General features: G+C 62.6%; 13 protein-coding genes. 8 read left to right on the top strand and 5 right to left on the bottom strand.

What is annotated here, in order from left to right; all coding sequences use genetic code 11:
* Window positions 1–45: 45 nt before the first annotated feature.
* Entirely contained in the window at window positions 46–2712 is a 2667-nt protein-coding gene (locus ACOVQ0_RS17435) for a M1 family metallopeptidase (protein ID WP_421887367.1), read from the top strand.
* Between the two features lie 49 nt (window positions 2713–2761).
* On the opposite strand, the gene ACOVQ0_RS17430 is transcribed toward ACOVQ0_RS17435, so the two are convergent.
* Window positions 2762–4336: a helicase HerA-like domain-containing protein gene (locus tag ACOVQ0_RS17430; protein ID WP_421887364.1), complete on the bottom strand. Its 1575-nt coding sequence runs from the start codon at window positions 4334–4336 to the stop codon at window positions 2762–2764.
* A gap of 102 nt (window positions 4337–4438) precedes the next feature.
* Here ACOVQ0_RS17430 and pabB point away from each other — a divergent pair, with 102 nt between their 5' ends.
* Genes pabB through arfB form a run of 4 tightly spaced genes read left to right on the top strand, consistent with a single transcriptional unit; the run spans window position 4439 to window position 8461 of the window.
* On the top strand, window positions 4439–6208 hold the full coding sequence (gene pabB / locus ACOVQ0_RS17425; RefSeq protein WP_421887361.1) for an aminodeoxychorismate synthase component I: 1770 nt from the start codon (window positions 4439–4441) through the stop codon (window positions 6206–6208).
* Between the two features lie 3 nt (window positions 6209–6211).
* Window positions 6212–7381: a pyridoxal phosphate-dependent aminotransferase gene (locus tag ACOVQ0_RS17420; RefSeq protein WP_421887358.1), complete on the top strand. Its 1170-nt coding sequence runs from the start codon at window positions 6212–6214 to the stop codon at window positions 7379–7381.
* Window positions 7381–8046 carry an RluA family pseudouridine synthase gene (locus ACOVQ0_RS17415; RefSeq protein WP_421887402.1) on the top strand — a complete coding sequence of 222 codons (666 nt, stop codon included), beginning with the start codon at window positions 7381–7383 and terminating at the stop codon, window positions 8044–8046. Before ACOVQ0_RS17420 ends, ACOVQ0_RS17415 begins: the two co-directional genes overlap by 1 nt.
* 1 nt (window position 8047) lies before the next feature.
* A complete protein-coding gene (arfB, locus tag ACOVQ0_RS17410; RefSeq protein ID WP_421887355.1) occupies window positions 8048–8461 on the top strand; it encodes an alternative ribosome rescue aminoacyl-tRNA hydrolase ArfB in 414 nt (137 codons plus the stop codon).
* Here arfB and murA read toward each other — a convergent pair.
* Window positions 8458–9741, bottom strand: a complete 1284-nt coding sequence (gene murA, locus ACOVQ0_RS17405; protein WP_421887352.1) for a UDP-N-acetylglucosamine 1-carboxyvinyltransferase — start codon at window positions 9739–9741, stop codon at window positions 8458–8460. The genes arfB and murA overlap by 4 nt on opposite strands.
* 137 nt (window positions 9742–9878) lie before the next feature.
* Between murA and galU the strand changes: the two genes are divergently transcribed.
* Window positions 9879–10781, top strand: coding sequence for a UTP--glucose-1-phosphate uridylyltransferase GalU (gene galU / locus ACOVQ0_RS17400; protein WP_421887348.1), 903 nt, complete (start codon window positions 9879–9881; stop codon window positions 10779–10781).
* Here galU and ACOVQ0_RS17395 read toward each other — a convergent pair.
* Window positions 10778–11452: a TetR/AcrR family transcriptional regulator gene (locus ACOVQ0_RS17395; protein ID WP_421887346.1), complete on the bottom strand. Its 675-nt coding sequence runs from the start codon at window positions 11450–11452 to the stop codon at window positions 10778–10780. The two genes, galU and ACOVQ0_RS17395, sit on opposite strands and share 4 nt — an antisense overlap.
* A 191-nt stretch (window positions 11453–11643) precedes the next feature.
* Between ACOVQ0_RS17395 and ACOVQ0_RS17390 the strand changes: the two genes are divergently transcribed.
* Both ACOVQ0_RS17390 and ACOVQ0_RS17385 read left to right on the top strand, forming a co-directional pair.
* Window positions 11644–12744 carry a Gfo/Idh/MocA family protein gene (locus ACOVQ0_RS17390; RefSeq protein ID WP_421887343.1) on the top strand — a complete coding sequence of 367 codons (1101 nt, stop codon included), beginning with the start codon at window positions 11644–11646 and terminating at the stop codon, window positions 12742–12744.
* Between the two features lie 10 nt (window positions 12745–12754).
* Entirely contained in the window at window positions 12755–13810 is a 1056-nt protein-coding gene (locus tag ACOVQ0_RS17385) for a sugar phosphate isomerase/epimerase family protein (protein ID WP_421887340.1), read from the top strand.
* Between the two features lie 49 nt (window positions 13811–13859).
* On the opposite strand, the gene ACOVQ0_RS17380 is transcribed toward ACOVQ0_RS17385, so the two are convergent.
* The gene (locus ACOVQ0_RS17380; protein WP_421887337.1) at window positions 13860–14435 is read right to left on the bottom strand and encodes a group I truncated hemoglobin; all 576 of its coding nucleotides are present in this window, start codon (window positions 14433–14435) and stop codon (window positions 13860–13862) included.
* A gap of 10 nt (window positions 14436–14445) precedes the next feature.
* Window positions 14446–15047, bottom strand: a 602-nt coding sequence (locus tag ACOVQ0_RS17375) for a DUF3034 family protein (RefSeq protein WP_421887334.1), incomplete at its 5' end; no start/stop codon positions are given.

The following is a 15047-nucleotide window of genomic DNA, read 5'->3' as shown; positions in this document are numbered from 1 at the left end:
CGGTTGTGACGGCAGCCCTTCTGACGCCCGGAGTTTCTGCCCACGATGCGTACCCTGTCTCTCGTTTCTGCGCTCGCCTTATCTGTAGCGGCCCTTTCTGCACCGGCGCTTGCACAGCAGACGTCTGCCAACCCTTCTGCGGCAGCAGGCGTCCACACCGATCTGCCGCGCGTGGCGCATCCATCGCACTATACCATCGCGATCACGCCCGATGCGGCCAACCTCAAGTTCAGCGGGCAATCGTCCGTCGATCTTGAGGTCACCGAGGCGACCCCGTTCCTGACGCTCCACGCGCTGGACCTGAACATTTCTGCGGCCACGCTGACGCCCGCGGGCGGCACTGCCATGCCGGTGACCATCGCAATGGACGCTGCAACCCAGACTGCGCGCTTCACCGCCGCGCAACCGCTGGCCCCCGGCAAGTACCGCCTCGATACCACCTATACCGGCGTGATCAACACGCAGGCCAACGGCTTGTTCGCGCTCGATTACCCCGACAAGGTAACCGGCAAGGACGTGCGCGGCCTGTTCACCCAGTTCGAAGCGCCCGATGCGCGTCGCTTTGCCCCGATGTTCGACGAGCCGATCTACAAGGCAACGTTCGATCTTTCCACCGTGGTGCCCGCCACCCAGATGGCGGTGGGCAATATGCCTGTCGCCAAGGAGGAAATGCTGGAAGGCGGCAAAAAGCGCGTGACCTTCGGCACCAGCCCCAAAATGTCGTCCTATCTGCTGTTCTTCGCGCTCGGCGATTTCGAGCGCATGGCGCGCGAAGCGGCGCCCGGCGTGCAGGTCGGCATCGTTGCCCCCAAGGCCAGCGGCGACCAGGCGCGTTTTGCGCTGAACGAACTTGCGCCGCTGATCCCCTATTACGCCGACTATTTCGGCCAGCCCTATCCGCTGCCAAAGCTGGATAACGTAGCCGCGCCGGGCCAGTCGCAGTTCTTTTCGGCGATGGAAAACTGGGGTGCCATCCTTACGTTCGAGCGCATTCTGCTTGATGATCCGGCCATCACCAGCGCGGCCGCGCGGCAGAACATCGTGACCACGCAGGCGCACGAAGTGGCGCACCAGTGGTTCGGCAATCTGGTGACGATGGCGTGGTGGGAAGACCTCTGGCTGAACGAAGGCTTCGCCAGCTGGATGGAAACCAAGGCCACCGCGCACTTCCACCCCGACTGGTTCCCGCTGCTTGGCCGCGTCAACGGACGCGATGCGGCAATGGGCCTTGATGGCTACAAGACCACGCACCCGATCGTGCAGGAAATCAAGACCGTCGATGAGACGAATCAGGCCTTCGACGCCATCACCTATCAGAAGGGTGAAGCGGTCATTTCCATGCTGGAAGCCTTTGCGGGCGAGACTGTGTGGCGTGATGGCCTGCGCGCCTACATGCGCGACCACAAGTTCGCCAACACGCAGTCGAAGGACTTGTGGCAGGCGGTGGAAAAGGCAGGTGCACCGGGGCTGACCGCAATCGCGATGGATTTCACCACCAAGCCCGGCATTCCGCTGGTGAAGGTCACTGGCATGACCTGCAAGAAGGGCGTGACCACGCTCAATCTTGAACAGGGTGAATTCAGCGTCGATCGCAAGGATGAAGTGACCGCCAAGCCGCAGCAGTGGAAAGTGCCGCTGCTCGTCTCCAGCGGTTCGGGCCAGCCGGTGCGCACGATCCTTGATGGCGGCAAGGCCACGGTCAGCGTCAATGGCTGCGGGCCGGTGGTGATCAACGCGGGCCAGCTGGGCTATTACCGCTCGCTCTACACCCCAAAGATGCTGCAATCGCTGAAGACCGCGATGCCGACGCTGGCTCCGGTCGATCAGATGGGCCTGATTGCCGACAACCTCGCGCTCTCGGCCAGCGGCTATCAGCCCTATGGCCCCGCGTTCGATCTGCTGGCGGCTGTCCCCGGTAACGCAAACCCCGTGGTTCTGGGCAATGCCTTTGGCGATTTCGTTGGCGCTTGGCGCACGCTCGACAAGGATGCCGCCGCGCAGAAGAAGCTCGCCGCAAAGGTTGCCGCCACCTACAAGCCGCGCCTGCTGGCGCTCGGTTTTGAACCCAGGGCTGGCGAGAGCCTCCCCGATGCCGATCTTCGCTCCACGCTGATTTCGGGCTTCGGCACGATGGGCGATGCTGATGTGGTGGCAGAAGCACGCCGCCGCTTCGGTATGCTCGCTTCGAACCCTAAGGCGCTCGACGGCCCGCTCAAGACGACGTGGCTGAATATTGTCGCACGCAATGCCACGAAGGCTGATTGGGACGCGATTCAGGCGATGGCTGCAGCATCGAACAGCGCGGTAGAGCGACAGTTTCTCTACACCTTGCTGGGCCGCGCCGCAGATGCCAATCTGGCCAAGGTCGCGCGCGATCTGGCGCTGACCGACGTGCCGGGCAAGACCACCAGCGCAGCAATGATCGTCGCGTCAGCCGCGCTGCACGCCGATGCGACCTATGACTATGCGCTGGCCAACCGCGCCAGGGTGGAGGCGCTGGTCGACGCACAGAGCCGCGTGACGTTCATCGCCGGTCTGGGTTCCAATTCCAGCGATCCGGCGATGATCGAAAAGCTCAAGGCGTTCAGGGCCACTGTCCCGGCCGAGGCTGGCCGCCCGGTAGACCGCGTGATCGCGGTGCTGACCGAGAAGGCCAAGTCCCGTCCGATGTTCGCCAAGGGTCTGACCGACTGGATGGCGGCGAAGAAGTAACCTCTCTCAATCCCCCTCCTCTTCAGAGGAGGGGGCTATCTTCCTGCTCTCAGCGCAGCAATCCGCCCAGCACGCCCCGCGCAAACCGGCCAAAGGCCTCGCCACCAATCGACGAGGCGATTGAGCCGACCACGGCGGTAATGCCCGTGGACATTGGTGCGGCGCGCGTTTTCTTACCAGTGATTTTCGCCGCGATCACCGCGCCTGCCGACGAAGCGACAGCCCCCGCCGCCGCCTTTCCGGCTTTCTCCCACATCGAGGTGGTGCGGCGCGGGGCGGCGCGCTGCTTGTCCTCGCCCTCATCCTCAACCTGCTGCGCGGCAGCGGCGGCATCTGCGGCCTTCTGCGCCAGCACTTCGGCAGCGGATTCGCGGTTCACAGCGGTGTCGTATTTGCCTTCAAACGGGCTGACCGACTGGATGATCGCGCGCTCCTTGGCCGTCAGCGGGCCAAGCCGCGAATGTGGCGGCGTGATCAGCGTGCGCTGCACGATCGAAGGCGAGCCGTCGTCGTTAAGCGTGGAAACCAGCGCCTCGCCCACGCGAAGTTCGGTAATCACCGTTTCAACATCAAGCTCCTTGTTGATGCGGAACGTCTCTGCCGCAGCCTTGATCGCGCGCTGATCGCGCGGGGTGAACGCCCGCAGCGCGTGTTGCACGCGATTGCCAAGCTGGCCCGCGATCTTTTCAGGAATGTCGATCGGGTTCTGCGAGATGAAATAGACACCCACACCCTTTGACCGGATCAGGCGAACTACCTGCTCCACCTTTTCCATCAGCGCATCGGGCGCATCTTCGAACAGCAGGTGCGCTTCGTCGAAGAAGAACACCAGCACCGGCTTGTCGGGATCACCCACTTCGGGCAGCGCCTCGAACAGTTCGGAAAGCAGCCACAGCAGGAACGTCGCGTAAAGCTTGGGGCTTTGCATCAGCTTTTCGGCGGCAAGCACGTTCACCATGCCGCGTCCCTGATCGTCCACCTTGATGAAATCGTTGATCTCGAAGGCAGGCTCACCAAAGAACCGGTCTGCCCCCTGGCTTTCGAACGCCAGCAACTGGCGCTGGATCGTGCCGACGCTGGCCTTGGAGACGTTGCCGTACTTGCCCGAAAGCTCGCTGGCATTTTCGGCGCAGGCCATGAGCACCGATTGCAGATCGGGCAGGTCGATCAGCAGCAGGCCGTTATCATCGGCATAGCGGAAGGCGATGTTCAGCACGCCCTCCTGCGTATCGTTAAGGCCCATCAGCCGCGCCAGCAGCAGTGGTCCCATTTCCGAAATGGTGGTGCGGATCGGGTGGCCGTTCTCGCCATAGAGATCCCAGAACACTGCCGGATTATCGGCATAGGCATAGTTTTCGATGCCCAGTTCCTTGGCGCGCGCTTCCAGCGTTGCAGCGTGCTTGAACGTGGGGCTGCCCGGCATCGAAATGCCCGCAAGATCGCCTTTCACGTCGGCCATGAATACGGGTACGCCCCGCGCCGAGAACTGTTCGGCAATGCCCTGCAGCGTCACCGTCTTGCCTGTTCCGGTCGCGCCCGCGATCAGCCCGTGGCGGTTGGCCCGGCGCAGGCGCAGCACTTGCCGTTCGCCGTTGGATGCAAGACCAAGGTAGATATCGTCCATGTGCAGAACCCCATGCGTTTGGCCAATGATTAGGCCGGGCAACCGCCCCTTGCGAGGGGTTTTTGCATCCAGAGCGGGGAACGGCTAGAGCGCGCTCCAGCCATGAGCCTCAAGCCCTTCATTCTCCTTGATGATGCCCGAACCGACGGTGCCAGCGATGCGCGCCTCTATGAGGATGCGCAGGAAGTTATCGTCGCGCGCCGGGCTGATGAGGTTGAGAGTGCGCTGGCCCGGATTGCGGCAACGCCGGGCGATTGGGCAGGCTACCTCGCCTACGAAGCCGGTCTTGCGCTTGAACTGCGCCTTGCCCCGCTGGCGGCAGAGCGCACCGGTGCAGCAGGGCCTCTGGTGTGGTTCGCGCGCTTTGGCAAAGTCACGCGCATGGCCAGCGCCGAAGTGGAGCGCTGGCTGGTGGCTCAAGCGAAAGGGCCGGGGCGGCTTGGCCCTATGGGGGCAGCCATCTCGTGCGGCGGCTATGCCAAGGCCTTCAGCCAAGTGCAGGAAGCGATCCGTGCAGGCGATATCTATCAGGCAAACCTCACGTTTCCGCTGGCCGGAACGTGGGATGGCGATCCGCTGGCAATCTATGCTGATGTGCGCCGGGATTCATGCGCAGGTTATGGTGGCGTGGTCTGGGATGGCGCGCACTGGCACCTTTCGTTTTCGCCCGAACTGTTCTTCAAGCTGAGCAATGGTGGGGCAACGGTGCGCCCGATGAAGGGCACGGCACCGCGCGGGGCCACGCCGGAAGAGGACGCACGTTTCAAGGCGGACCTTGCCGCCAGCGTTAAGGACCGCGCCGAAAACCTGATGATCGTGGATCTGATGCGCAACGATCTGTCGCGCGTGTCGAATGCGGGGTCGGTCAAGGTCGAGGCACCCTTTGCCATCGAAAGCTATCCCACCGTCCATCAGATGGTGACGACGGTGCGTGCCAGGCTGGCACCGGGAGAGGACGCGCGCAGCCTGCTCCGCGCGATCTTCCCCTGCGGTTCGATCACCGGCGCCCCCAAGATTCGCGCGATGGAGATTATCCATCAGGCAGAGCGCGATGCGCGCGGTGTCTATTGCGGATCGATCGGTCGGATAGACCCCTCTGGCGATGCCGCGTTCAATGTGGCAATCCGCACGGTGCGCCTTTCGCCGGATGGCCGCGCGGTCATGGGGGTGGGATCTGCGGTTGTGGCCGATTCCGTGATGTTGGGTGAATGGCGCGAATGCGTGGTTAAGGGGAATTTCTTGCGCTTGTCTGCCGGCCATGCCGACCTGATAGAGACTATGGCCTTCGATCCGGCCAAGGGTATCGAACTGCTCGAACTCCACCTCGAACGGATGAAGGCAAGTGCGCTGGCGCTGGGCTTCAGCTTCGATCGTCATGCGTTGCGCAATGCGATTCATGCCTTGTGCTTTGATCTTGATGCGCCTGCCAAGGTGCGTCTGGTCGTGTCCAAAAGCGGTGCACACGCGCTTGATGCCAGCCCCATGCCTGCGCCCTTGGATAGCCTGACCTGCGCCGTTTTGCCGCTGCCGGTTTCGGACGGCGATTGGCGGCTGCGGCACAAGACGACCGATCGGGGCTTCTATGAAGCTGGCCTCGCCGCTGCCAAGCAGGCAGGCGCAGGCGAAGCGCTGTTCCTGCGCGACGATGGATTGCTCACCGAAGGCATGTTCACCAACATTTTTGTGGAGCGCGATGGCGTGCTGCTCACGCCGCGCGCAGACCTTGGTCTGCTGCCGGGCGTGTTGCGCCGTTCGTTGATCGAGGCTGGACGTGCGGTTGAGGCGGATCTGACGCTGGATGATCTGGCGGGCGGCTTCTTGGTGGGCAACGCCTTGCGCGGGCTGATCCCGGCGCGGCTGCTGGGGGCCTGATTCATGACAAATCTTTCCCAGGCTCTTGCCCGCATTGCGCCTTCACAAACCACCGCGATCACCGACCGTGCGATCCAGCTTCGCGCTGAAGGCCGCGATGTGATCTCGCTCTCGGTGGGCGAGCCGGATTTCGCCACCCCTGCCCATGTGGTGCAGGCGGCGAAGGATGCGCTTGATGCGGGCGATACCAAGTATACCGCCGTCGTCGGCACCCAGCGCTTGCGCGAAGCTGCGGCGCTGCATTTCCGGCGCGATCTAGGCATCGAAGTGCCTGCTTCGCAGGTCATCGTCAGCGCAGGCGGCAAGCAGGCGATTTTCCATGCGCTGCTTGCCACGCTCGATCCCGGTGACGAAGTGCTGATCCCCAGCCCGTGGTGGGTCAGCTACCCGGAAATCGTGCGCTTTGCCGGCGCGCAAGTGGTTGACCTGCCGACCGATGCTGTTGGCGGCTTTCGCATCACCGCGTCACAGCTTGAATCGGCGATCACGCCCGCCACGCGCTGGTTGCTGCTCAACAGCCCCGGCAATCCTACCGGCGCCACCTATCCGGCAGAGGAACTGCGCGCGCTGGGCGAAGTCCTGCGCCGCCACCCTCGCGTGCTGGTGATGAGCGACGATATCTACGCCCCGCTGCGCTACGGTGAAGGCGTCCACGCCACGCTGGTGGTGGAATGCCCTGATCTGGCCGACCGCATCCTCACCGTATCGGGCGTGTCCAAAAGCCACGCGATGACCGGTTTTCGCATCGGCGTCGCGGCAGGCCCGGCATGGCTGATCGGCGCGATGGGACGGCTGCAATCGCATTCGTCGGGCAATCCGGCATCGATTTCGCAGGCGGCTGCGGTGGCAGCATTTGAAGGCCCGCAGGAATTCCTGCTCGATTGGCGCGAACGGTTCCGCGCGCGACGCGATATGGTCTGCGCTGCGATCAATGCCATTTCCGGTCTTTCCACGCCGATCCCTGATGGCGCGTTCTACTGCATGGTTGATGCAGCGCCCTTGATGGCCCGCTTTGGAAATGACGAAGCGTTGTGCCTCCACTTGCTGGAAAGCGGTGTGGCGGTCGTACCTGCCTCTGCCTTCGGCGGTCGCGATGGTTTTCGCATCAGCTTCGCGGCGGACGAAGCAAAACTCGAAGAAGCGCTGCGGCGTATTGCAAGGGCTGTGGCGTGATCGATTTTTCCATCCTGTTCGAAGACGGCGAAGCCTTGGTGATCGACAAGCCCGCGGGCTTACCGCTGGATCGCCCCCGCGCGGGCGGACCGTGCCTCGAAGACCATCTCGATAGCCTGCGCTTCGGCTTCCAGCGCGAACCGCATCCGGTCCACCGGCTCGATCAGGACACCTCCGGCTGCCTTCTGCTGGCACGCAACCCCAAGGCGCTAAAGCGCTTTTCAGCCGCGTTCGAAGCGCGCGAAGTTGAAAAGGTCTATCTCGGCATCGTCTCGGGCGAGGTCGAAGGCGAACGCGGCACCATCGACCTTGCCCTGTCCAAGATCAGCTCGGCCGAAAAGGGCTGGCGCATGATCCCCGCGAAGAAGGGCAAGCCGTCGGTCACACACTGGAAAGTCCTGTCGCGCAAGCCCGGCATGACTTTGGTTGAATTCCGCCCCGAAACCGGCCGCACCCACCAGATCCGCATTCATGCGCTGGCAGGGCTGGGGCACGCACTTGTCGGTGATCCGATCTACGGTGATGGGAAGATGGCATGGCGCACGATGCTCCACGCCTCGGAACTGAAAGTGCAGCGCGAAGGCAAAGAGCCGATCGATGCCTATTCGCCGATGCCGCTGGACTTTGCAGCCTTCGGTTTCGAATTGCCTGCCGCTGAAGGCTGAAATGAACGCCGATGCCCTCGTCGCCCATGCGCTGACGCTGGTCGAGGAAAGCTTCATTGCCTCTGCCGGGCCGGGCGGGCAGAACGTCAACAAGGTGGCCACCGCCGTGCAACTGCGGCTCGATGTTTTCGCACTGCGCCTGCCGCCGGAGGTATTCCACCGGCTGAAGGAACTGGCGGGCAGCAAGATGACCGCCAAGGGCGAAATCGTGCTGACCGCGCGAAGCTATCGCACGCAGGAGCAGAACCGCGATGACGCCAGAAAGCGTCTCGCTGAACTGCTGAAAGACGCCTGCAAACTGCCGCAAAAGCGCGCCAAGTCCCGCCTGAACCGCGTCGGCAAGACCGAAAGGCTGGCAGGCAAGAAGCTGCGCGGCGCAGTGAAGGCTGGGCGGGGTAAAGTGAGGCTGGATTAGTCCCCGCCAACCCGCTCGATCTCGGCTCCCATCAGCGACAGCTTTTCCTCAAGCCGCTCATACCCGCGATCGAGGTGATAGAGGCGGTGAACCTGTGTCTCGCCCTCTGCCGCAAGGCCGGCGATCACAAGGCTCATCGACGCGCGAAGGTCGGTCGCCATCACTTCGGCACCGGTCAGTCCGTCAACGCCATGAACCACGGCAGTGCGGCCCTTCGTCTCGATCCGCGCGCCCATGCGGTTGAGTTCGGGCACGTGCATGTAGCGGTTCTCGAAGATCGTTTCGGTCAGCACCGATGATCCCTTGGCCATGCACAGCATTGCCATCAACTGCGCCTGCATATCGGTGGCAAAGCCCGGATAGGGCGCGGTCGAAAGCGTGACCGGCTTCAGCGGGCCATCCGCCGCAACATACAGCCCGCCCTTGCGCGGTTCCACATGCACGCCCGCATCGCGCAGAGCCTGCACCGTCGCTTCCATATCCTCAATCTTTGCGCCCTGCAGCATCACGTCGCCACCGGTGATCGCTGCCGCGCAGGCATAGGAGCCTGCCTCGATGCGGTCGGGCATGACCATGTAGGTCGCGCCGTGGAGCCGGTTCACGCCGTGGATGGTCAGGTCCGACGTGCCGATGCCCTCGATCTGCGCGCCCATCGCCACCAGCAGGTTGCACAGGTCGACGATTTCCGGTTCGCGCGCGGCATTGTGCAGCGTGGACTTGCCCTTGCACAGCACCGCCGCCATCAGCGCATTCTCGGTCGCGCCGACGGATACGACGGGGAACGAATACCGCCCGCCCGGCAGCCCACCATCAGGTGCGACCGCGCGGACATAACCCGCCGCCAGTTCAATCTGCGCGCCCAGCGCTTCCAGCGCTTTGAGGTGCAGGTCGATAGGCCGGTTGCCGATGGCGCAGCCGCCCGGCAGCGAAACGGTCGCCTCGCCGCCGCGCGCCAGCATCGGGCCCAGCACGAGGATCGAGGCGCGCATCTTGCGCACGAGGTCATAGGGCGCGACGGTGGACGTCAGCCGCGTTGCCTGCAGCGTCATCACCCGCCCGAAATCCTCAGGCCGTGCGCCTGCGATCGAGGTGGAAACGCCGAACTGGTTCATCAGGTGCTGGAACCCATCGATATCGGCAAGTCGCGGCAGGTTGCGCAGCGTCAACGGTTCGTCCGTCAACAAGGCGCATGGCAGCAGCGTGAGCGCCGAATTCTTCGCGCCGGAAACCGGCACCGTGCCTGAGAGGCGCTTTCCGCCACGGATGATGATCTTGTCCATCGCTGCCGTTTAACCGGTTTGCCGCCTCGTGCAAGTATGAGCGATTGGTTAACTCCTTGGCGCTAGCTTGACATTTCTCCTTAGTAATTGTGCAGTGCATCATGAGGGTGCAACAAACCGAGGATAAGGCAGGAAAAATGACTTCCAGCACGATGCGCAAACCGATCCGAAAAGCTGTTTTTCCGGTAGCGGGCCTTGGCACGCGCTTTCTGCCTGCAACCAAGGCGATCCCCAAGGAAATGCTCCCGGTGATCGATCGCCCGCTGATTCAGTATGCGGTGGACGAGGCGCGCGAAGCGGGCATCGAACAGCTCATTTTCGTGACCGGACGCGGCAAGACCGCGATCGTCGAACATTTCGATACCGCCTACGAACTCGAACATACGATGAGCGGACGGGGCAAACACCTTGACGTTCTGGATGCCACACGCATCCAGCCGGGCAACCTCGTTACCGTGCGCCAGCAGGTGCCGATGGGCCTTGGCCATGCCATCTGGTGCGCGCGCGCGGTGGTGGGCGATGAACCCTTCGCCATTTTTCTGCCAGACGAAATGATGGTCGGCGAACCCGGTGGCAAGGGTGGCTGCATGAAGCAGATGGTCGATGCCTATAACGAGGTTGGCGGCAATCTGATCTCGGTGCTCGAAGTGCCGCAGGAAGAAGTTTCGAGCTACGGCGTGATCGCACCCGGCGCGAAAGTGACCGATGCGCTGACCGAAGTGGTCGGCCTTGTCGAAAAGCCGAAAGTCGCTGATGCGCCTTCCAACCTGATCATCTCGGGCCGCTATATCCTGCAGCCCGAAGTGATGCGCACGCTTGAAAATCAGGAAAAGGGTGCGGGCGGCGAAATCCAGCTGACCGACGCTATGGCGCGGATGATCGGTGGTCAGCCGTTCCACGCGGTGAAGTTTGCGGGCCGCCGCTTCGATTGCGGCAGCAAGGCCGGTTTCGTCGAGGCTACGCTTTCCCTCGCTCTCGAACGCCCGGATATGGCCGACGAAGTGCGGGCGATCATGCGGCGCCTGCTGGCTGAAAGTTAGGGCGCCCGCAAATAGGCGAGGCACATCCGGCCGAGTTCGCGCTTGAGAACATCCCAATCGTAATCATGCGCGGCCTCCCCGGATGAGCCAAGGCTCAGCTGGCGGGCCAGCGTTGCGAACACGATCTTGTAGGCCGAATTGGCCTTCATCTCATGGTCGGTGCCGCCAAAGCTGTCGCGATAGCTGAGCATGGCTTGCATTCCGCGATCGGTGGCACGCAGCGCGTGATCCTTGCCCGGCTTGGAAACCAGCGGGTCGAAGGATGCGCGCTCCATCGCCAGCCGCAGCAGGGGGGCGTTGATGCGCAGCACTTCGGCATAGCCTGCAACATAACGCGGCATGAACTCGTCCAGCGTTGGCGATTGCGCCAGCACATCGTTGACCAGCGTCTCTTCTGACAGGGCCAGATCTTCCAGCGCGCGGGCGATCACCGCACGCACAAGATTGTCCTTGCTCTGAAAGCGCAGATAGATCGAACCGATCGAAACATTGCCGCGCTGATTCACGTCCTGCAGCGTGAAATCTTCACTGCCGCGTTCCAGCATCAGTTCGCGCGCGGCAACCAGCATCCGCTCCAGCGAAGCCTTGCTGCGGCCTTGCTGGGGTTTTCTGCTGACCGTCTCGACCGCCAGTGCGGGTTCTTCTGTTGGGCGAGGTGCGCCTCGAGCCATATCCAATGCCTGCCAATCTTGAAATATAAGTTCTAGAATGCCGTCGGCGGACTATTTGCATCATCGGGCTTCAAACGCGAAGTTAAAAATGCAACTCAGGGACGGGGTGCAGTTGACGCATCTTCAATCTCGATTAGAATTATTGTTCTAAATGACAGCGCTATCTGGAGAGTATGATGCGGCGTTTGCGAATGGGCATGATCGGTGGCGGGCCGGGGGCATTCATCGGCCCGGTGCATCGGTTTGCGGCCGAAATGGACCGTGAGATCGAACTGGTGGCAGGCGTTTTCTCCAGCGATGCGGCGCGCAGCGCGGCGGCGGGTGAAAGCTATCGAATCGATCCGGCGCGGGCCTATCCCTCGCTGGATGCGATGTTCGCTGGCGAATCGGCGCGCGAAGATGGAATCGATTTCGTCTCGATCGTCACCCCGAACCACAATCATCTGCCCTCTGCCCGCGCGGCACTGGGGGCGGGCCTGCCGGTGATCACGGACAAGCCGCTGACCGCAACGCTGGCCGAAGCGCACGAACTGGCAGGCGTGGTTGCTGCCGCTGGTCTGCCGTTCGGCGTGACCTATACCTATTCCGGCTACCCTCTGGCGCGTGAAGCCCGCGCCCGTATCGCCGCCGGGGAAATCGGCACGATCCGCAAGGTCGTGGTCGAATATCCGCAAGGCTGGCTGGCTGGAGAAGCGGTGGGCAAGCAGGCCGAATGGCGTGTCGATCCGGCCAAGGCCGGGCTTGGCGGCTGCATTGGCGATATCGGTGTTCATGCCTTCCAGCTTGCCGAATTTGTCACGGGCCTGCGCGTGACGGAAATGCTGGCTGATCTTGGCGCAGTGGTGCCGGGCCGTCTGCTGGATGACGACTGCACTATCCTGCTGCGCTTCAACAATGGTGCGCGCGGCGTGCTGCTGGCCAGCCAGATCGAAGTGGGGGAACTGAACGGCCTGCGTATCCGCGCCTATGGCGACAAGGGAGGGATCGTGTGGAAGCAGGAAGTGCCCAACACGCTCACCATCCACCGGCTCGACGGGCGGACCGAGATTGTCCACGCGGGCGGCAGCCAGCTTGGCCCTGATGCGGCATCGCGCACCCGTACCCCGGCAGGTCACCCCGAAGGCTATCTTGAAGCCTTTGCCAACCTTTACCGCGATTTTGCTGCGCTGGTGCGCGGTGAAGCTGCGCCACTGCTGCCCGGCATTGCCGATGGTGTGCGCGGCATGACCTTTATTGACACCGCCGTTTCGGCCAGCCGCGCCAAGGCGGGCTGGGTAAAACTGGAAGGTTGAGGAGAGCAATATGAAGACGATCAAGGGACCGGGCATTTTCCTTGCCCAGTTTGCGGGCGACAATGCGCCGTTCAACAGCCTTGAAACCATTGCCGATTGGGTGGCGGGTCTTGGCTACAAGGGTGTGCAGATTCCCAGCTGGGACGCGCGCCTGTTCGATCTGGAAAAGGCCGCCACCAGCCAGACCTATTGTGACGAGATCAAGGGAATGCTGGCCGACAAGGGGCTGAGCATCACCGAACTGTCCACGCACCTTCAGGGCCAGCTGGTGGCCGTGCATCCCGCGTTCGATGCGCAGTTCGATGGCTTTGCCCCGGCATCCGTCCACGGGAATCCCGCCGCGCGGCAGGAATGGGCCGTGCAGCAGTTGAAGTATGCGGCAAAGGCCAGTGCCAATCTTGGCCTTGCAGCGCACGCTTCGTTCTCCGGCGCCTTTGCATGGCCGTACTTCTACCCGTGGCCCGCACGTCCGGCAGGCCTTGTCGAAGATGCGTTTGACGAACTCGCCCGCCGTTGGAAGCCTATCCTCGACGTGTTCGATGAAAACGGCGTCGATGTGGCCTATGAAATCCACCCCGGCGAAGACCTGCACGATGGCGTGACGTTCGAGATGTTCCTCGAACGCGTGGGCAACCACCCGCGCGCCAACATTCTCTATGATCCCAGCCACTTCGTGCTGCAACAGCTCGATTATCTTGCCTTCATCGACATCTACCACGAACGCATCAAGTGCTTCCACGTGAAGGATGCCGAATTCCGTCCCAACGGTCGCTCCGGCGTCTATGGCGGTTACCAGTCATGGGTCGATCGCCCCGGACGTTTCCGCTCTCTCGGTGATGGTCAGGTCGATTTCGGCCAGATCTTCAGCAAGATGGCCGCGAACGACTATGCCGGTTGGGCCGTGCTGGAATGGGAATGCGCACTGAAGCATCCCGAAGTCGGCGCAGCAGAAGGCGCGCCCTTCATCGATCGTCACATCATCAAGGTGACCGAGCACGCCTTTGATGATTTTGCCGCAGGCGGCGCTGATCGCGCGCTCAATGCCAAGCTGATGGGTATCGGCTGATGAAAATAAGGTCGGGGCGTCTGTGTGGGCGCCCCGGCCCTTTGGTCTATCAGCGCTCCACCACATCCTTGTCCATTGGTGCCAGCTTGGCCAGCAGGCGGTTCTGCGCGGTAAACGGCACCTTGTTCTCGCGCATCGCGCGTTGCAGGTTTTCGACCAGCGCATTCAGATCGGCCCGCGTGGTGCCCAGATCCTTGTGCGCGGTCTTCATGTCGCGCCCGGTATATGTGCAGCCTGCATCCAGCAGATAGCAGAACTGTTCGAACAGCGTGCGGCGCAGCCGGACCAGATCCTGATTCTTGAAGATCGCTTCGATGCGCGGGTCTGTGGTGTTGAGATCCACGAAACGGTCGATGATCCGGCGGATTCCGTCCTGCCCGCCAAAAGCCATAGCCATGCCAGTGCCGGACAAGGGCGTAGCACCAGCGTTGGCAGGTGACTGCACATAAGGATCAACGGGCAGTTCGCCCGTGGCCGGATCGACCTGCCGCTTTTCAACGCCGAACTCCTTTTCCCAGTCCACGCCGGAAAAATCATCCTGTTGCGCAGGTGTATCAGGTTCGGCCTGCGCCTCTGGTGTAACCGGTTGTGCTGCCAGCAGGGCGAATGCGAGTGCAAGAGTCATGGGTGGCTCCTCAGAATGCGAACTGGAGCGAGACGAGCGCGCCGCGCTGGCCATCGAACGTGGCGACCGAACCGACATCGGCATAAGCGGCGGTGACGGTGGCATTGCGGCTAAAGGCCCAGGCCACGAACAGGTCGTGTGCATCGTTCTCGCGGGCGATGGCAAGGTTGCTGGGGCGCGTGCGATATTCACCGCCCACGACAAGGCGAGGGGTGAGCATATAGGCAACCGATCCTTCAAACTGGAGCGTGCGGTCGGTCTGGTTGGGGCCTCCGAAGCCCAGCAGGCCGAACTGGTTCGCATTGGTCAGCCGCGCGGTGGCATTCACCAGCACGCTTTGGGCCAGGAACAGCTTGGTGGCGCTGGCAGTAAAGTCGGTCCCCTCAGCCGATTTCGCGCCGACGGCTTTCACGATCGCGCCATCCAGACTGCGCTTGTGCTGCACGCCCACACTGATCTGCGGCAGCAGTGCCGATCCATATACGGTGTCGCCCACCAGCCTGACCTTGGCGGCGAATATGTCCTGATTGAACCGATAGCCTTCGCCCAGCCCCAGCGCTGTCAATGGACACCCAGTTTTACGAGCTAAGGCGACACCCAGTGTTACGAGGT

It is taken from the genome of Novosphingobium sp., assembly GCF_049240505.1.
Classification (GTDB): Bacteria; Pseudomonadota; Alphaproteobacteria; order Sphingomonadales; family Sphingomonadaceae; genus Novosphingobium.
This window is presented reverse-complemented; position numbering and strand designations above follow the sequence as displayed.

What these genes read in the sequence shown, in the direction of transcription:
- arfB (WP_421887355.1), top strand. Translation starts at nt 8,048, where the DNA reads ATGAACGCCGATGCCCTCGTCGCCCATGCGCTGACGCTGGTCGAGGAA.
- murA (WP_421887352.1), bottom strand. Translation starts at nt 9,741, where the DNA reads ATGGACAAGATCATCATCCGTGGCGGAAAGCGCCTCTCAGGCACGGTG.
- pabB (WP_421887361.1), top strand. Translation starts at nt 4,439, where the DNA reads ATGAGCCTCAAGCCCTTCATTCTCCTTGATGATGCCCGAACCGACGGT.
- ACOVQ0_RS17395 (WP_421887346.1), bottom strand. Translation starts at nt 11,452, where the DNA reads ATGGCTCGAGGCGCACCTCGCCCAACAGAAGAACCCGCACTGGCGGTC.
- ACOVQ0_RS17390 (WP_421887343.1), top strand. Translation starts at nt 11,644, where the DNA reads ATGGGCATGATCGGTGGCGGGCCGGGGGCATTCATCGGCCCGGTGCAT.
- galU (WP_421887348.1), top strand. Translation starts at nt 9,879, where the DNA reads ATGACTTCCAGCACGATGCGCAAACCGATCCGAAAAGCTGTTTTTCCG.
- ACOVQ0_RS17380 (WP_421887337.1), bottom strand. Translation starts at nt 14,435, where the DNA reads ATGACTCTTGCACTCGCATTCGCCCTGCTGGCAGCACAACCGGTTACA.
- ACOVQ0_RS17435 (WP_421887367.1), top strand. Translation starts at nt 46, where the DNA reads ATGCGTACCCTGTCTCTCGTTTCTGCGCTCGCCTTATCTGTAGCGGCC.
- ACOVQ0_RS17430 (WP_421887364.1), bottom strand. Translation starts at nt 4,336, where the DNA reads ATGGACGATATCTACCTTGGTCTTGCATCCAACGGCGAACGGCAAGTG.
- ACOVQ0_RS17420 (WP_421887358.1), top strand. Translation starts at nt 6,212, where the DNA reads ATGACAAATCTTTCCCAGGCTCTTGCCCGCATTGCGCCTTCACAAACC.
- ACOVQ0_RS17385 (WP_421887340.1), top strand. Translation starts at nt 12,755, where the DNA reads ATGAAGACGATCAAGGGACCGGGCATTTTCCTTGCCCAGTTTGCGGGC.